Genomic DNA, 16,952 nt, shown 5'->3' on the forward strand with positions numbered 1-16,952 from the left:
ACGAGTGCGTAACAAGGGTTAGCGGGGCCGGGGCAGGCGGGAATCTCCGCCGCATGAACCACAACACACCCCTCCCCCTCGCCCACCTCACCGGCAGCCGCCCCCGCGTCATGAGCCTCGCCCAGCTCCGCGAGCACGGCGTCAGCGCCTCCGAAGCCGCCGAGCGGCCCTGGCAGGAGATCCTGCCGGGGGTGTTCCTCCTCCACCCCGGCGCCGCGACCAGCGAGGAGCGCCTGCACGCCGCCCTGCTGTACGCGGGTCGCCGCGGCGGCGAGGCCATGATCACCGGGCTCGCGGCCCTCGCGCTGTACCGGTTCGCCTCCGCGCCCGCGCTGCTCGCCCTCACGCAGATCGACGTACTGGTGCCCCACACCCGCCGGCTCCGCTCCGTCGGCACCGTCCGGATCGTGCGGACGCACACCCCGCCCCGCCCGCAGCAGGTGACCGGGGTGCCCGTCGCCCCCGTGGCCCGGGCGCTGGCCGACGCGGTCTCCCAACTTTCCGACGCCGGCACCGTACGCCGCCTGCTCAGCGAGGCCGTCCGCGGCGGGCACTGCGAACCCGCCGCCGTCGTACGGGAGTTGACGGTAGCCCGGCTGCTGAACCGCCCCCACGTCGTGGACGCCGTCGAGTCCCTGCTCGCGGAGGGCCGGGCCATCGCCGAGGACCGGCTGTACCAGCTCGTACGGGGCCACGAGCTCCCCGAGCCGGTCTGGAACGTGGACCTGCGCCTGCCCGGCGGGCCGCACCTCGGCGGGGTCGACGCGTACTGGCCCGACCAGGCCGTCGCCGTGGAGATCGACACCCGAGCGCCCCGGCAGGGCGAGGACGAGCAGTTCTCGGAGGCCGTCCGCAAGCGGGAGACCCTGGAGCGGCTCGGGGTGACCGTCCTGCACATCACCCCGCGCAAGCTGCGCGACTGGCCCGAGCAGCAGGCCGCGGTGGTCCGGACCGCGCTGACGGCGTCCGCCGACCGCGAACCGGCCGCGTACCTGGTCGTCCTGCCCAGGTGAGGGAGCCGGCCGACGCCGGCCGGTCCCGTAGGCCCGCAGGCCCGCCTGACGGAGCATCACGCGCGCACGCGCGTGCGCTGAGACGCCCGAAGTTGTCACACCCGATCCGAGACCGCACACCTCCACACCCTCGCGACGAGGTCGGGAAGTCGACAAAGAAACTTTTCAACCCCTGCGATTCGCGTGAGTACGCCCCGGTACGGCCTCGATGGCATATGACCCGACCTGGCGAGAGTCCGCCATGTCAGGTCTCGGTCAATGACAGGCCTCCCCAAAGAGCGGTCGGTTGCGCAAAGCTGACCGGTCATCCGGCACCGAAATCCGGACCGTATCTTTCACTTATCCAGGGATGCTGATGACCCTCGAATCCCCCAGCTCCATACCCGGGGCCAGACGCGTCGCGCGCGTCGCGGCCGCGGCCGGCCTGGTCGCCGCGCTGGCGACCGCGGGCGCGATGCCCGTGTTCGCGGCGACCGGCCCCGCCGGCACCCCGGGCACGAGCCCGGCCGTCAAGTCCGCCGACGAGAAGATCGGCTCGGCGGACGCCGAGCTGCTCCAGCAGGCCAAGGCCAAGGGTGACGCGACCGTCACCGTCATGGTGGCCACCGCCCCCGGCCAGACCAAGCAGGTCGCCGACCAGCTCGGTGCGGTCCAGGGCGCCTCGGTCGGGCAGACGAACGACAAGCTCGGCTACGTGCGGGCCACGCTGCCGACCGCCAAGGCCGAGGCCGCGCTGAAGGCGGCCGCGAAGCTGTCCTCGGTGCACGCCCTGGACCTCAAGCACGAGATCCAGCTCTCGGACCCGCGTCCCGACGCGGGCAAGGATTCGGGGACGGTGGGGAAGACCGCCTCCGAGACCTACCCGGGGCCGGACAAGAACACCCCCGCGAAGAACCCGTACAACCCGTCCTTCGAGACGGGCGCGGTGGACTTCGTCGCCAAGAACCCGCAGGCCGACGGCCGCGGCGTGACCATCGGCATCCTGGACTCGGGCGTCGACCTCGGCCACCCGGCGCTCCAGAAGACCACCACCGGTGAGCGCAAGATCGTCGACTGGGTCACCGCGACCGACCCGATCACCGACAACGACGCCACCTGGCGCGCGCAGATCACCCCGGTGACGGCCGCGGGCGGCACCTTCTCCGCGGGCGGCCAGAGCTGGAAGGCTCCGGAGGGCTCGTACCAGTGGAGCCGGTTCAGCGAGTCGATCACCGCCACCGGTGACGCGAAGGGCGACGTCAACCGGGACGGGGACACCACCGACCGGTTCGGCATGCTCTACGACGCCGCCGCCGGCACCGTCCGCGTCGACACCGACCAGGACGGCGACTTCACGAACAACGAGCCGATGAAGCCGTACAAGGACGGCTACCAGATCGGCTACTTCGGCACGGACAACCCGGCGACCGACGTCGCCGAGCGGATCCCGTTCGTGATCCAGATCCGCAAGGACGTCCCGATGGACCCGCTGGGCGGGGACTGGGTCGGCAAGAAGGCCGACTTCGTCAACATCGGCATCATCGAGTCCGAGCACGGCACGCACGTCGCCGGCATCACCGCCGCCAACAGCCTCTTCGGCGGCAAGATGAACGGCGAGGCGCCCGGCGCGAAGATCGTCTCCTCGCGCGCCTGCTCCTGGTCCGGCGGCTGCACCAACGTCGCGCTGACCGAGGGCATGATCGACCTCGTCGTCAACCGCGGTGTGGACATCGTCAACATGTCCATCGGCGGCCTGCCGGCGCTGAACGACGGCAACAACGCCCGCGCCGAGCTCTACAAGAACCTCATCGACACCTACGGTGTCCAGCTCGTCATCTCGGCGGGCAACGAGGGCCCCGGTGTCAACACCATCGGCGACCCCGGTCTCGCGGACAAGGTCATCTCCGTGGGTGCCGCGGTCTCCAAGGAGACCTGGGCCGCGAACTACGGCTCCGGCGTGACCAAGAAGTACAACATGTTCCCGTTCTCCTCGCGCGGTCCGCGTGAGGACGGCGGCTTCACGCCGACCATCACCGCCCCCGGCGCGGCCATCAACACCACGCAGACCTGGCTGCCCGGCTCCCCGGTGAAGGAGGCCGGCTACAACCTGCCGGCCGGCTACTCGATGCTGCAGGGCACCTCGATGTCCTCGCCGCAGGCGACGGGCGCCAGCGCCCTGCTGCTCTCGGCCGCCAAGCAGCAGCACATGACGGTCACCCCGGCGAGCCTGCGCGTCGCGCTCACCAGCACCGCGAAGAAGATCGACGACGTCCCGGCGCACGCCCAGGGCGCGGGCCTCATCAACATCGTCGACGCGTGGGAGTCCCTCCAGCGCGACGCCAAGGCCAACGAGTTCACGGTCAAGGCCCCGGTGGACACCGCGATCGACCAGTTCCTGAAGACCCCGGGCTTCGGCACCGGCCTCTACGACCGCGAGGGCGGCCTCAAGGTCGGCCAGAAGAAGGTCTACGACGTCGTCGTCACCCGCACCACGGGCGTCAAGTACGGCACCCGGCACAACCTGAGCTGGCGCAACAACGACGGCACGTTCAAGGTCGTCGGCGACTACGACTACGTGACGCTGCCGCTGAACAAGCCGGTCACCATCAAGGTCGAGGCCAAGCCCAAGACGGCCGGCGTCCACAGCGGCATCCTGCAGCTGGACGACGAGACCACCGAGGGCATCGACAAGCAGATCCTGACCACGGTCGTCGCCTCCACGCCGCTGGCGAAGCCGTCGTTCACGATGTCGGACACCTCCTCGGTGCAGCGCAACAGCCACAAGTCGTACTTCGTGACCGTCCCGCAGGGCGCGAAGTCCCTTGAGGTCGCCCTGGGCGGTCTCAAGCCGGGCAGCCAGACGCGCTTCATCTCGATCCACCCGTACGGTGTGGGCGTCGAGGACAGCGCGACCACCCAGTGCTACCCGAACTACGACAACCCGGCCAACCTGTGCCGCCCCGACCTGCGTTCGTACGCGAACCCGACGCCGGGCGTCTGGGAGATCGAGGTCGAGTCGCGCCGTACGTCGCCGCTGCTCGACAACCCGTTCAAGCTGGACGTCAGCGTCCTGGGCGCGGCCTTCGACCCGGCGGTCAAGGTCCTGCCCGAGGTGAAGCAGGGCACCCCGGCCCCGGTCCAGTGGACCATCAAGAACGACGCCGCGGCGATCAGCGGCGGCAAGCTCCAGGGCGGCCCGCTCGGCTCCGCGAAGGTCGCCAAGCCGACCATCGCGAACGGCGAGAGCCAGACGAGCACCGTCACCATCGGTGAGGGTGTCACCCGCCTGGACGTGGCCATCGGCGGTGTCTCCGACGCCGGTGCCGACCTCGACCTCACCGTCCTCAAGGACGGCGTGAAGGTCGGCTCCTCCGCCGACGGCGACTCCGAGGAGGCCGTGACCCTGCTCAACCCGGCCGCCGGTACCTACACCATCCAGGTGGACGGTTACGCCGTTCCGTCCGGGTCCACCACGTACGACTACCGCGACGTGTACTTCTCGTCCGCCCTGGGCGCCGTCCAGGTCGACGAGGCCGCCGCGGTGAACCTCGCCAACGGCGCCTCGGCGTCCGTCACGGCGAACGTCCTCGCCGCCGCTCCGGCCCCCGAGGGCCGTCAGTTCTTCGGCGAGGTCAAGCTGCTCAACGCCCGCGGCACCGCCGCCGGCACCGGCAGCGTCCAGATCGAGAAGGTCCTCCCGTAACGGGTGACCGGCTGATCGCATGACGGAGGGGCGGGCGCCCGGATCGGGCGCCCGCCCCTTCGCCGTCCCCCCGCGGGACCGCGCGCCGGCTACTTGCCCAGCGAGCTCAGGTCCTGGGCGTACGTGCCGACCGCGTGGGCGATGACGTCCAGGTTGGTGTCGAAGGCCTTCAGGTCCAGGTTCTTCAGGGTGTCGCCCGCCCCGTGGTAGTTCGGGTCGTACGGTGCCCCCGCCGTGCCGCCGTACCGCTTGGCCTGCTCGGCGGTCTTGATGCCCTCGGCGCCGGTGAACGTACCGCCGGCCGGGATGCCGTTCGCGATGAACGGGCCGTAATCCGAGCGGCCGTCGAAGTCGCTGCCCTCGTGCGGCTTGTGCTTCTTGTCGAGGAAGCCGTTGATGAGCGCCTCGATCTGCGCCGAGCCGGCCGGGCCGGCGCCTTCGCCGGTCTTGTCCGAGTCGTCGCCGTCGTAGACGAACTGCACCGGGTTCGGCGAGGCGGTCATGTCGAAGTTCAGGTAGAGCGCGATGTCCTTCTTCTGCTTCTCGGACAGCTGCGCCACGTAGTGCTCGGAGCCCAGCAGGCCGAGTTCCTCGGCCGACCACCAGGCGAAGCGGACCTTGTTCGCGGGGCCCTTGCCCTTCTTGTTGGCGCCCTCGTCGGCGAGCTTGAGGGCCACCTCCAGCAGGCCCGCCGAGCCGGAGCCGTTGTCGTTGATGCCCGGGCCCTCGGGGACCGAGTCCAGGTGGGCGCCGACGGTGACGACGCGGTCGGAGCGGCCGCCCCGGGTCTCGGCGACCACGTTGCGGGTGGTCTTCTTCACGTGCTCCTGGTCCAGGTCCAGGCGTACGGTCACCTCGCCCCCGGCGGCGGCCGCGGCCAGCGCCTCGCCGTCGGCGAGGGTCAGGCCGGCGCTCGGGATGATCCCCTCGGCGGGCGAGGAGAAGCCTCCCCGGACCGGGGTGGTCCCGCTGTGGTTGTAGACGATCACACCGAGGGCGCCGGCCGCGGCGGCGGCCTTCTGCTTCTCCACGAAGGTGCAGGAGCCGCGCTTGACCAGGGCGATCTTCCCGGTGAAGGTGCCGCTCGCGTAGTCGTCGGCCGTGCAGCCGGGGGTCTCGTCGACCCGGGCGAGGGCGAGCGGGGCGGTCAGGCCGCCGGCCGGGGTGGACTTGGTGAAGGTGAAGGCGGCGGCGGCCAGCTCGCGCGGCGCGCCGTCGACGCCGGCGAGGACGGTGGTCCTCTCCGTCTTCGTGTGCGCCTCGTAGATGTCGAAGTCCTGGTAGGAGACGTCGTACCCGGCCTTCTTCAGGGTGTCGTGGACGTAGGCGGCGGAGGCCGCGTGGCCCGGGGTGCCCGCGGCGCGGTTGCCGCCGTTGGCGTCGGCGATCTGCTGGAACTTCGCCAGGTGGCGGTAAGCCCCGCGGGCGGTGACCTCCTCGACCAGCTCCTTGGCCAGCCTGCCCTCGCGCGGGTGGGCGGCCGCCGGGGTGGCGGTCAGCAGGACGGGTGCCGCGACGGCGGCGGCCGCGAGGGCGGCGAGGGCCGGTATGGACCGGCGGCGGTGGCGGATGGCGCGCACGGTGGTTCTCCCCGAGTTCGATATGCGGAATGCCCGTCCGTCGACCGGACGCGACAGACCGGACCGTAACCGGCCTCCACCTGGCAAAACGGGCTCTGGGCGGGGGTGCAACACAGCCGCCACGAACGTGTCACGAGGGTTCACATTCGGGACACCGTCCGTTCCTCGGACAATGGATTGGACAAGCCTCGTGGGGTCGAACGCATGATGGCTTCACGCGCCCGCGTCGTACGTACCAATAAGGAGTCACCGTGAGGGTCGGAATCGTCGGAGCCACCGGACAGGTCGGCGGAGTCATGCGCGGCATCCTCGCCGAGCGCAAGTTCCCGGTGGACGAGCTGCGGCTGTTCGCCTCGGCCCGTTCCGCGGGCTCGACCCTCGAATGGGAGGGCCAGGAGATCACCATCGAGGACGCCTCCACGGCCGACTACTCCGGCCTGGACATCGTCCTGTTCTCCGCGGGCGGCTCGACCTCCAAGGCCCTCGCCGAGAAGGTCGCCTCCCAGGGCGCGGTCGTGATCGACAACTCCTCCGCCTGGCGCCGCGACCCCGACGTGCCGCTCGTCGTCTCCGAGGTCAACCCGCACGCGATCAAGAACCGCCCCAAGGGCATCATCGCCAACCCGAACTGCACCACCATGGCAGCGATGCCGGTGCTGCGCCCGCTGCACGACGAGGCCGGGCTGACCGCGATGGTCGCCACCACCTACCAGGCCGTCTCCGGCTCGGGCCTGGCCGGTGTGGCCGAGCTCGACGGCCAGGTCAAGGCCGTCGCCGGCGAGGCGACCGCGCTCGTCCACGACGGCGAGGCCGTCGCGTACCCCGAGCCGGGCGTCTACAAGCGTCCGATCGCCTTCAACGTGCTCCCGCTCGCGGGCTCGATCGTCGACGACGGCTCCTTCGAGACCGACGAGGAGCAGAAGCTCCGCAACGAGTCCCGCAAGATCCTGGAGATCCCGGAGCTCAAGGTCTCCGGCACCTGCGTGCGCGTACCGGTCTTCTCCGGCCACTCCCTCCAGGTCAACGCCCGCTTCGCGAACCCGATCAGCGTGGAGCGCGCGTACGAGCTGCTGAAGGACGCCCCGGGCGTCGAGCTCTCGGAGATCCCGACCCCGCTGCAGGCGGCGGGCAAGGACGCCTCGTACGTGGGCCGCATCCGCGCCGACGAGACGGCCGAGAACGGCCTCGCGCTGTTCCTCTCGAACGACAACCTCCGCAAGGGCGCGGCCCTGAACGCGGTGCAGATCGCCGAGCTGGTCGCGGAGGAGCTCCGCGGCTGATCCCGCATGCGCCCGAGGGGCGGCACCGCGTCGGTGCCGCCCCTCGGGCGTGCCTAGAGCGCCAGGTGGCGCCGGAGCGCCGCGTCGATCTCCGCCATCCGCTGGCGGGGGACCGCACCGACGAGTTGGTGGATGCGTACCGGTGAGACGGCGCGGACCTGCTCGCACTGGACCTTAGAGTCCTTGGGCAGGCGCGTCTCGTCCCCGCTGAGGAATACCTGGAAGGAGAGAACCCTCGCGGTGTTCGACGTAAGCGGCACCACCGTGACAACCCCTCGGCCGTTGCGCGCAACGGATTCGTTGGCCGGGTTGCCGGAGACGATCACAGCCGGCCTGATCTTGTTGGCCTCGTTTCCACGGGCCGGCTCCAGATCGACCATGTAGATGTCACCACGCCTCATCGGTGATCCCGTCGCCTGACGTGCGGTCCCAGAGCTTCGCGTCCTCGCTCGCGTCCCACTCCGCGAACGCCTCCGTGTACTCCGCCTCCAGATCCGCGGCGCGCAGAAGATCGATCGCAGCGTGTATCACCGCGGACCGGGAAGCCGCCTCCGTTCTGGTGGCGTACTCGTCCACGAAGGAGACATCTTCCTGCGGCAGACTCACACTGATCTTCATACCCCCATCCTACCGAGGTAGGAACCAGGCGCCACCGATGGCCAAAGCTCGTCGCGCCTTCGGCGCGTTCGCCTCTGGATTACTCCGACGCGGTGAGCGAGCCCGCATGGAAGGATGGCCCGGCAACGTCACCATCAAAGGAGATGACCGCGTGCCTGGCACGAATCTCACCCGTGAAGAGGCTCAGCAGCGGGCGAAGCTGCTCACCGTCGACTCGTACGAGGTCGAAGTCGATCTCAGCGGTGCGCAGGAGGGCGGCACGTACGCGTCCGTGACCACCGTGCGGTTCCAGTCGGCCGAGGCCGACGCCGAGACCTTCATCGACCTGGTCGCCCCGGCCGTGCACGAGGTCGTCCTGAACGGCAAGTCGCTGGACGTGGCCGAGGTCTTCCGGGACTCGCGCATCGCGCTGACGCACCTCGCGGCCGGCGCCAACGAGCTCCGCGTCGTCGCGGACTGCGCCTACACCAACACGGGCGAGGGCCTGCACCGCTTCGTCGACCCGGTCGACCAGCAGGCCTACCTGTACACCCAGTTCGAGGTGCCGGACGCGCGCCGCGTGTTCGCCAGCTTCGAGCAGCCCGACCTGAAGGCGACGTTCCAGTTCACCGTGAAGGCCCCCGAGGGCTGGACGGTCATCTCGAACTCCCCCACGCCTGATGCCGCGGACGTCAAGGACAACGTCTGGCGCTTCGAGCCGACGCCGCGCATCTCGACGTACATCACGGCCCTGATCGCCGGCCCGTACCACTCGGTGCACAGCTCGTACGAGGGCCCCGGCGGCCAGTCGGTGCCGCTCGGCATCTACTGCCGGCCGTCGCTCGCCGAGTTCCTGGACGCCGACGCGATCTTCGACGTGACGCGCCAGGGCTTCGACTGGTTCCAGGAGAAGTTCGCGTACGACTACCCGTTCGCCAAGTACGACCAGCTCTTCGTCCCCGAGTTCAACGCGGGCGCGATGGAGAACGCGGGCGCGGTCACCATCCGCGACCAGTACGTCTTCCGCTCGAAGGTGACGGACGCGGCGTACGAGGGCCGCGCCGAGACGATCCTGCACGAGCTCGCGCACATGTGGTTCGGCGACCTGGTCACCATGGAGTGGTGGAACGACCTGTGGCTGAACGAGTCGTTCGCGACGTACACCTCCGTCGCCTGCCAGGCCTCCGCCGAGGGCACCAAGTGGCCGCAGGCGTGGACGAGCTTCGCCAACTCGATGAAGACCTGGGCGTACCGGCAGGACCAGCTGCCGTCCACGCACCCGATCATGGCCGACATCCGTGACCTGGACGACGTCCTGGTCAACTTCGACGGCATCACGTACGCCAAGGGCGCCTCGGTGCTCAAGCAGCTCGTCGCCTACGTGGGCACGGACGCCTTCTTCCAGGGCGTGCAGGCGTACTTCAAGGCGCACGCGTTCGGGAACACGCGCCTGTCGGACCTGCTGGGCGCCCTGGAGAACACCTCGGGCCGCGATCTGACCGCCTGGTCGAAGGCGTGGCTGGAGACGGCCGGCATCAACGTCCTGCGCCCCCGCATCGAAACGGCCGCGGACGGCACCATCACCGCGTTCACGGTCAGCCAGGAGGCCCCGGCCCTGCCGGCGGGTGCGAAGGGCGAGCCGACGCTGCGCCCGCACCGCATCGCGATCGGTCTGTACGACCTGGACGGCGGCAAGCTCGTCCGTACGGACCGCATCGAGCTGGACATCGAGGGCGGGCTGACCGAGGTTCCGGAGCTGGTCGGCCGGGCCCGTCCGGCCGTCGTGCTGCTGAACGACGACGACCTGTCGTACGCCAAGGTCCGCCTGGACGAGGTCTCGCTGGAGAACGTCACCGCGCACCTCGGCGACTTCACCGAGTCGCTGCCGCGGGCGCTGTGCTGGGCCTCGGCCTGGGACATGACCCGCGACGGCGAGCTGGCGACGCGCGACTACCTCGCCCTGGTCCTGTCGGGCATCGGCAAGGAGTCGGACATCGGCGTCGTCCAGTCGCTGCACCGGCAGGTGAAGCTGGCCGTCGACCTGTACGCCGACCCGGCGTGGCGTGAGGAGGGCCTGACGATCTGGACCGAGGCCGCGCTGGAGCACCTGCGCGGCGCCGAGCCGGGCAGCGACCACCAGCTGGCGTGGGCGCGCGCGTTCGCGGCGACGGCCCGCACCGAGGGGCAGCTGACGTACCTGTCCGCGCTGCTGGACGGTGCGGCGGAGATCGAGGGCCTGGTCGTGGACACCGAGCTGCGGTGGGCGTTCCTGGAGCGCCTCGTCGCGACGGGTGTCCTGGGCGAGCCGGCCATCGCGGCGGAGCTGGAGCGCGACCGTACGGCGGCGGGCGAGCGCCACGCGGCCACGGCGCGGGCCGCGCGCCCGACGGCGGAGGCCAAGGCCGAGGCGTGGGCCTCGCTGGTGGAGTCCGCCGACCTGCCCAACGCGGTGCAGGAGGCGGTGATCGGCGGCTTCGTCCAGACCGACCAGCGCGAGCTGCTGGCCCCGTACACCGAGAGGTTCTTCGCGGTGATCAAGGGGATCTGGGAGAACCGCAGCCACGAGATCGCCCAGCAGATCGCGGTGGGCCTGTACCCCTCGCTCCAGGTCTCCCCGGAGACGCTGGCGGCGACGGACGCGTGGCTGGCCTCGGCGGAGCCGAACGCGGCCCTGCGCCGCCTGGTCTCGGAGTCCCGCTCGGGCGTGGACCGCGCCCTGAAGGCCCAGTCCGCGGACGCGGCGTCGGCTTCCTGAGCCGCCCTGCAGCCCGACCGTCCGGTGCCCCGGTCCCCGCTCCCGCGGGGCCGGGGCACCGGCGTTCGGTCACGGGGTCCGATGTGCGGTCGCGGTCACGGGGTGCGCCGTGCGGTCACGGGGTGCGCTGCGCGGCCACGGCGCGCAGGGCGGCCAGGACCCTGGACACGGCCGGTGCGCCCTCGCCGCCGCGGCGGGTGGCCGCCAGGACGTGGCGGGTGGGGCGGTCGTGGGCCAGGACCCGCACCGCCACCCCCGAGGCGCGGCTCGACACCATGCGGGGGACCAGGGCCACGCCCATCCCGGCCTCGACCATGGCCAGGATCGCGGTCCAGCCGGATGCCGAGTGCGCCTGTTCGGGGACGAAGCCGGCCGCCTCGCAGGCGTTGCGGGCGATCTCCTGCCAGGGGCCGCTGCCCCCGTAGATCCACGGATCGCCGGACAGGTCCGCCAGCCGCAGGGCCGGGGCCGCGGCGAGGGGGTGGTCCGGCGGCAGGGCCACGTCAAGGGGGTCCTCCAGCAGCGTGATGCGGGTGAACCTCGGGTCCCGGGCGGTCGGGGCGTGCGCCGCCAGCGAGAGGGCCAGGTCGACGGCGCCGGCCGCCAGCAGCTCGTACGACTGCGCCGCCTCGGTCTCCCGTACCCGTACCTCCACCCCCGGGTGGCTGAGGCGCAGCGCCGCCACCGCCGGGACCACCAGCACGGGCACGGCCGTGGAGAACGCCCCGATCCGGACCTCCCCCGCGTCCCCGGACAGGTACCCGGCCAGTTCGGCGTCCGCCCGCTCCAACTGCGCGAACACCGCCTCCGCGTGCCTCAGTACGAGGTGCGCCGCGTCCGTGAGCCGGACCCGGCGCCCCTGCGCCTCCAGCAGCGGCACCCCCAGCTGCCGTGCGAGATTGGTCAGCTGCTGCGAAACGGCCGAGGGCGTCATGTGCAGCGCCTCGGCCGTCGCGGTCACCGTCCCCCGGTCGGCCAGGGTCCGCAGGATCCGCAGCTTCTTGATGTCCCACTCGGTCATGGGACCGAACCTACCGGCGGGCCCCCAGGCTCACGCCGCCGAGGATCAGCGCCATGCAGAGCAGCTCCGCCGGGCTCGTCCGCTCGCCCAGGAGCAGGAGGCCGAGGCCGGCGACGCAGACCGGCTGGAGGTAGTAGACGACTCCCGCCCGGGCGGCGCCGATGAGCGAGATGGCCTTGTTCCAGGCGAAGAAGGCGACCGCGGAGGACATGACGCCGACGTAGAGCAGCATGCCGCCGGTGCCCGCGGTGAGCTCGAAGCCGCCCTGGACGGTGACGGACACGGCGTACGCGGGGGCCAGCATCAGTGCGCCGAGCACGAAGGTGGTGATCAGGAAGGCCGGTCCGCCGAGCTCGGCGGGCTTGCGCCTGAGCAGCGCGCTGTACGTGGCGAACGAGAGGGCGGCGGCGAGCATCCACAGGTCGCCGGCCCCGAAGTCGAAGCCGAGCGAGCCGTCCCCGACGAGCAGCAGCACCCCGAACGCGGCGAGCAGCAGCCCGAGGGCCCGCCGGACGCCGAGCCGTTCGCCGCCGAGGCGGGCGTACAGCGCCATGACGACCGGCGAGGCGGCCATGATCATGCCCATGTTGGAGGCGGAGGTGGTCAGTCCGGCCTGGTGCACGAGCGTGTTGTACAGGGCGACGCCGAACAGCGAGGCGAGGGCGATGAACCCGAGGTGGCGGCGGATCAGCACCCGCTGCCGCCAGGCCTGGCGGGCCGCGAAGGGGGCGACGGCGAGGGCGGCGATGATCCAGCGCCAGAACACCGCCTGGACGGGCGGGACGGTGTCGGCCATCCCCCGGGTGGCGACGAAGCTGCCGGACCAGACGACCGTCGCGACCAGGGCGAGGAGGAGGCCGAGGCCGGCGGACCCCGTCGCCGCCCGGCCGCCGGGCCCGGCCTCGGGCTGGTGCTGCGTACCGGTACGGACCCTGTCCATGACGGCCACGGTGTGTCTCCCCCTCGGGTGCTGTTCTGCTCTGGTCTCGCTTGAAGTGGCTCTACCGTCGCACCGGGCCATCCGTCAGGTCCATCGAAATGTTCCGATCATTTTGTTCAGTAGAACTGAACGGTTCGACCTTCGTCCCGGCGGCGAACAGCTGGCCCGCGACCGTGGCCCCGAAGGCGATCGCCATGCCCAGCAGCTGCACGGGCGACAGGGCCTGACCGAGGGCCGCCCAGCCGATGACGGCCGCGGTGAGCGGCGAGAGCGGGCCGAGGAGGGTGACCGAGGTGGCGGTGAGCCGGCCGATCCCGCGGAACCAGAGCCAGTACGCGATACCGGTGTTGATCAGCATCATGTAGCCGTACCCGAGGAAGGCGTTGCCGTCGAGCGCGGGCGGGGCCCCCTCGACCAGGGCCGCGACGGGGATGATGACCAGCCCGCCCGCGGTGAGCTGCCAGCCGGTCAGGGCCAGCGGGCCGACCCCCTCCGGACGCCCCCAGCGCTTGGTCATGACCGTGCCCGCGGCCATGGAGGCGGAGGAGACCACACCGGCGATGATGCCGACGAGGTCCAGCCGGGCCGCGGCGGTCAGGACGACCATGCTCACGCCGAACGCCCCCGCGACGGCGGCGAGTACGGTCCGCAGGCGCGCCCGCTCCCCCAGGACGAGGGCGGCGAGTCCGACGACGAACAGCGGGCCGGCGGAGCCGAGTACGGCCGCCACCCCGCCGGGCAGCCGGTACGCGGAGAGGAACAGCAGCGGGAAGAAGGCGCCGATGTTGAGCGTGCCGAGGACGGCGGACTTCCACCACCACGCGCCGCTCGGGATTCTGCGGGCCAGCGCCGTGAGCAGGAGTCCGGCGGGCAGGGCCCGCATGACCCCGGTGAACAGGGGCCGGTCGGGCGGGAGCAGTTCGGTCGCGACGGCGTAGGTCGAGCCCCAGGAGATGGGGGCGAGGGCGGTCAGGGCGACGGTGGCGAGACGCTTCATGGCAGATGGCTCCCCCGGTAGGCTGCTTACAAGAAAGTAGCTTACCCTTAAGCTACTTTCTGGCAAGCTACTTTCTTGCGAACGATCGGAGGAAGGCCGGATACTGCGCTTCATGACCGAGGCCAACAAGGACGCCGCCGACAGGGAACCTGTCCCCGCGGACGCCGTCGACGCGATCATCGACCAGTGGCATGGAGTGCGACCGGAGCTGGACACCGCTCCCATGGCCGTCTTCGGCCGCATCTACCGGATCGCCCGGGCCATGGGGGATGCGGTGGAGCGGGCCTACGCCCCGTACGGGATCTCGCGCGGCGAGTTCGACGTCGTCGCGACGCTGCGCCGCTCCGGCGCCCCGTACACGCTCTCGCCGCGCCAGCTGTCGGCCACGCTGATGCTCACGACGGGCGGTATGACCGGGCGTCTGGACAAGCTGGAGAAGGCCGGTCTGCTCGGCCGCAAGCCCGATCCGCACGACCGGCGGGGGCTCCAGGTGACGATCACCGACCGCGGGCGCGCGCTCGTCGACGAGGCCGTCGCCGCCGGGCTGGAGGTGCAGCGCACCGCGCTCGCGGGGCTCGGCGACGAGGAGGTCGCCGCCCTGACGGGCCTGCTCCGCAAGTTGATGGCCGGGGTCCAGGCTTAGGGGCTACGGCGGCCCCCGGAACGCACGACGGGGCGCCGAGGGTCCGCACCGAAGCCGAGAAGGCATCGGCCTGCGGACCCCCGGCGCCCCGGAAGCCTGAGTGGACCGACCCGGTCGGGTCAGTCGGTCAGTCTGTTCAGTTGGTGGGCTGCGGCTTCTGCGGCCTGTCCGACTTGTCGAGGACCATCACCAGGCCCACGATGATCAGGAACAGCACGATCGGCGTGGCCACGTACAGGCCGAGGGTCTGGGCAATGCTCAGGCCCTGGCCCGGGTCGTCGCCGTCGTCGCGGGTCACCGCGAGCGCGGGAGACGTCATGAGCAGCATCATCAGCGTCGATCCGGCCGTGACGGCGCCGGCGCGCAGAGCGTTCTTCTTGTCCACGGTGCAAACGTAGCGAACACCTAAACGCGGCGCGCGCCCGGGGGTGCCGTACGGGCACCCGCCCCCTCCCGCACCGCGCTCAGCAGGGCGTTCGCCCGGGGCGAGGCGGCCAGCGCCTCCAGGGTCAGCGGCCGTCCCGCCGAGTCCGCCAGCGGCAGCCGCCAATTGGGGTACTGGTCCCAGGTCCCGGGCAGGTTCTGCGGCCGCCGGTCCCCCACCGCGTCGGGCAGCCATACGCCGACCATCCGGGCGGGGGTGCGCAGCAGGAAGCCGTACAGGGCCCGTACGGCGGCCTCCTCGCCCTTGGTGTCCAGGCCGAGCCCCTCCAGTACGTCCAGCCACTGGGCGGTGTCGGCGGCGTCCTGGGCCCGCTCCTCCTCCACCGGGCGCGTCAGCAGGCCGAGCCGGTCGCGCAGTTCCACGTGGCCGCCGGCCAGTTTGGCGGCGGTGGGCGGCAGGTCGTGGGTGGTGGCGGTGGCCAGGCAGTCGGCGCGCCAGGCCTCGGGGGCGAGCGGCTGCCCGTCGCCCGCCCAGTCGCGTTCGAACCAGAGGACCGAGGTGCCGAGCACCCCGCGCCGGGCCAGCGCCTCGCGGACGCGCGGCTCCACCGTCCCGAGGTCCTCGCCGATGACGGGGGCCCCGGCCCGGTGGGCCTCCAGTACCAGGATCGCGAGCATCGCCTCGCCGTCGTACGAGACGTACGTGCCGTCGGCGGGCGGGGCGCCCTCCGGGATCCACCAGAGCCGGAACAGGCCCATGACGTGATCGATGCGCAGGGCGCCGGCGTAGCGGAACACCCCGCGCAGCAGGGCCCGGAACGGCGCGTACCCGGTGGCCGCGAGCCGGTCGGGCCGCCACGGCGGCAGCCCCCAGTCCTGGCCGCGGGCGTTGAAGGCGTCGGGCGGGGCGCCGACGGAGACGCCCTTCGCGTAGAGGGGCGGACCGAGGGTGTCCGAGCCCTGCGGGTGCACCCCGACGGCGAGGTCGTGGACGATGCCGACCGGCATCCCGGCCTCGCGGGCGGCCTGCTGGGCGGCGGCGAGCTGGGTGTCCGTCAGCCAGACCAGCCAGCGGTGGAAGTCCGCCCCGCCTGCGAAATCGCGGTCCGCGCACCAGGCGGCGTGCCGGTCGAGCGCCGCACCCTGCTCAGCGCAGAAGCGTCGGTAGTCGGCCTCGCGTTCGGGGGTGCGCGGGGCGGCATAGAGCAGTTCGAGGGCCCGGCGCTTCAGCTCCCAGACGGCGTCGCGGTCGATCAGCGCGCCCTTCTCGGTCACCTCGCGGCGCAGCTCGGCGCCTTGGCCTGCGAGTTCGGCGAGGGCCTCCCGGTCGGGGCAGTCGGCGTACTCGGGGACGTCCTCGATCCGCAGGTGGACGGGGTCGGGGAAGCGGCGCGAGGAGGGCCGGTACGGGGAGGGGTCGGTCGGCTCCCCGGGCACGGCGGCGTGCAGCGGGTTGACCTGGACGAACCCGACCCCGTGGGCCCGGCCGGCCCACCGGGCCAGCGCGGCGAGATCGCCGAGGTCCCCCATGCCCCAGGACCGCTCGGAGAGCAGGGAGTACAGCTGCACGAGCACCCCGTGCACCCGCCCGCCCCCGACGGGCGCCCGCTCCGGAGCCACGATCAGCGTGGCGTCCCCGGTACGCCCGTCCGGGGTCTCGGCGACGAGCCGGTGCACCCCGAACGGCGGCACTCGCCCCGGCTCCCGGCCCGAGTCGCCGGCGCGCTCCGCGCTCGGCCCGCGGCCCTCGGCCTCGTCCCCCTCGGCCTCGGCGCCCTCCAGGCGGATCCGCGTACCGGGAGGGAGCGCGGCCAGCTCCGCGGGCGGCTCCGACCCGGCCCACCACACCAGCACGGGCGGCAGCAGCCGGTGCGCGGCCTCGCGCTCGGCTTCGGCCAGGTGCCGTCGTACGGCTTCCGGGGTGTCGCAGTCCACGCCCAGCTCCCGCAGCACGGCGGCGACGGTGGCCTCCGGGACCCGGACGGTGATGTCCTCGGCGGGCTGGTAGGTGGTGGCGACGCCGTGCAGCGCCGCGAGCCGGGCGAGGTCGTCCATGTGAG

13 protein-coding genes are annotated in these 16,952 nt (G+C 71.9%); 5 read left to right on the forward strand and 8 right to left on the reverse strand.

The features are described from left to right. The first annotated feature begins 53 nt into the window (after positions 1 to 53). Positions 54 to 1,013 carry a hypothetical protein gene (locus OG509_RS13805; protein WP_406182847.1) on the forward strand — a complete coding sequence of 320 codons (960 nt, stop codon included), beginning with the start codon at positions 54 to 56 and terminating at the stop codon, positions 1,011 to 1,013. Positions 1,014 to 1,368: 355 nt separating this feature from the next. Then, a complete protein-coding gene (locus OG509_RS13810) occupies positions 1,369 to 4,695 on the forward strand; it encodes a S8 family serine peptidase (RefSeq protein WP_406182849.1) in 3,327 nt (1,108 codons plus the stop codon). Between the two features lie 89 nt (positions 4,696 to 4,784). On the opposite strand, the gene OG509_RS13815 is transcribed toward OG509_RS13810, so the two are convergent. Further along, entirely contained in the window at positions 4,785 to 6,275 is a 1,491-nt protein-coding gene (locus tag OG509_RS13815; protein WP_406182851.1) for a M28 family metallopeptidase, read from the reverse strand. 251 nt (positions 6,276 to 6,526) lie between these two features. On the opposite strand from OG509_RS13815, the gene OG509_RS13820 reads away from it, so the two are divergent. Next, positions 6,527 to 7,555: an aspartate-semialdehyde dehydrogenase gene (locus tag OG509_RS13820; RefSeq protein WP_406182853.1), complete on the forward strand. Its 1,029-nt coding sequence runs from the start codon at positions 6,527 to 6,529 to the stop codon at positions 7,553 to 7,555. Positions 7,556 to 7,608: 53 nt separating this feature from the next. On the opposite strand, the gene OG509_RS13825 is transcribed toward OG509_RS13820, so the two are convergent. Both OG509_RS13825 and OG509_RS13830 read right to left on the reverse strand, forming a co-directional pair. After that, on the reverse strand, positions 7,609 to 7,935 hold the full coding sequence (locus tag OG509_RS13825; protein ID WP_406182855.1) for a type II toxin-antitoxin system PemK/MazF family toxin: 327 nt from the start codon (positions 7,933 to 7,935) through the stop codon (positions 7,609 to 7,611). A 7-nt stretch (positions 7,936 to 7,942) separates the two neighbouring features. Beyond that, positions 7,943 to 8,173: a type II toxin-antitoxin system ParD family antitoxin gene (locus OG509_RS13830; protein ID WP_406182857.1), complete on the reverse strand. Its 231-nt coding sequence runs from the start codon at positions 8,171 to 8,173 to the stop codon at positions 7,943 to 7,945. A gap of 151 nt (positions 8,174 to 8,324) precedes the next feature. Here OG509_RS13830 and pepN point away from each other — a divergent pair, with 151 nt between their 5' ends. Further along, complete coding sequence (pepN, locus tag OG509_RS13835) at positions 8,325 to 10,907, forward strand: aminopeptidase N (RefSeq protein ID WP_406182859.1); 2,583 nt, start codon at positions 8,325 to 8,327, stop codon at positions 10,905 to 10,907. A gap of 115 nt (positions 10,908 to 11,022) precedes the next feature. Here pepN and OG509_RS13840 read toward each other — a convergent pair whose 3' ends face one another. The 3 genes from OG509_RS13840 to OG509_RS13850 form a co-directional block, all read right to left on the reverse strand. Then, entirely contained in the window at positions 11,023 to 11,928 is a 906-nt protein-coding gene (locus tag OG509_RS13840; RefSeq protein ID WP_406182861.1) for a LysR family transcriptional regulator, read from the reverse strand. A 10-nt stretch (positions 11,929 to 11,938) separates the two neighbouring features. Beyond that, a complete protein-coding gene (locus OG509_RS13845; RefSeq protein WP_406182863.1) occupies positions 11,939 to 12,868 on the reverse strand; it encodes a DMT family transporter in 930 nt (309 codons plus the stop codon). A gap of 61 nt (positions 12,869 to 12,929) precedes the next feature. Continuing rightward, positions 12,930 to 13,865 (reverse strand): EamA family transporter, encoded by a 936-nt coding sequence (locus OG509_RS13850; protein WP_406182865.1) that lies wholly within the window; start codon positions 13,863 to 13,865, stop codon positions 12,930 to 12,932. A gap of 112 nt (positions 13,866 to 13,977) precedes the next feature. On the opposite strand from OG509_RS13850, the gene OG509_RS13855 reads away from it, so the two are divergent. Next, positions 13,978 to 14,508 (forward strand): MarR family winged helix-turn-helix transcriptional regulator, encoded by a 531-nt coding sequence (locus OG509_RS13855; protein WP_406182867.1) that lies wholly within the window; start codon positions 13,978 to 13,980, stop codon positions 14,506 to 14,508. A gap of 136 nt (positions 14,509 to 14,644) precedes the next feature. On the opposite strand, the gene OG509_RS13860 is transcribed toward OG509_RS13855, so the two are convergent. Beyond that, positions 14,645 to 14,893, reverse strand: coding sequence for a hypothetical protein (locus tag OG509_RS13860; protein ID WP_406182869.1), 249 nt, complete (start codon positions 14,891 to 14,893; stop codon positions 14,645 to 14,647). 20 nt (positions 14,894 to 14,913) lie between these two features. Next, complete coding sequence (locus OG509_RS13865; protein WP_406182871.1) at positions 14,914 to 16,947, reverse strand: 4-alpha-glucanotransferase; 2,034 nt, start codon at positions 16,945 to 16,947, stop codon at positions 14,914 to 14,916. Positions 16,948 to 16,952: the final 5 nt, after the last annotated feature.

Source organism: Streptomyces sp. NBC_01006 (assembly GCF_045162725.1).
Classification (GTDB): Bacteria; Actinomycetota; Actinomycetes; order Streptomycetales; family Streptomycetaceae; genus Streptomyces.

What these genes read in the sequence shown, in the direction of transcription:
- OG509_RS13805 (WP_406182847.1), top strand. Translation starts at nt 54, where the DNA reads ATGAACCACAACACACCCCTCCCCCTCGCCCACCTCACCGGCAGCCGC.
- OG509_RS13810 (WP_406182849.1), top strand. Translation starts at nt 1,369, where the DNA reads ATGACCCTCGAATCCCCCAGCTCCATACCCGGGGCCAGACGCGTCGCG.
- OG509_RS13825 (WP_406182855.1), bottom strand. Translation starts at nt 7,935, where the DNA reads ATGGTCGATCTGGAGCCGGCCCGTGGAAACGAGGCCAACAAGATCAGG.
- OG509_RS13830 (WP_406182857.1), bottom strand. Translation starts at nt 8,173, where the DNA reads ATGAAGATCAGTGTGAGTCTGCCGCAGGAAGATGTCTCCTTCGTGGAC.
- OG509_RS13840 (WP_406182861.1), bottom strand. Translation starts at nt 11,928, where the DNA reads ATGACCGAGTGGGACATCAAGAAGCTGCGGATCCTGCGGACCCTGGCC.
- OG509_RS13845 (WP_406182863.1), bottom strand. Translation starts at nt 12,868, where the DNA reads ATGGACAGGGTCCGTACCGGTACGCAGCACCAGCCCGAGGCCGGGCCC.
- OG509_RS13850 (WP_406182865.1), bottom strand. Translation starts at nt 13,865, where the DNA reads ATGAAGCGTCTCGCCACCGTCGCCCTGACCGCCCTCGCCCCCATCTCC.
- OG509_RS13855 (WP_406182867.1), top strand. Translation starts at nt 13,978, where the DNA reads ATGACCGAGGCCAACAAGGACGCCGCCGACAGGGAACCTGTCCCCGCG.
- OG509_RS13865 (WP_406182871.1), bottom strand. Translation starts at nt 16,947, where the DNA reads ATGGACGACCTCGCCCGGCTCGCGGCGCTGCACGGCGTCGCCACCACC.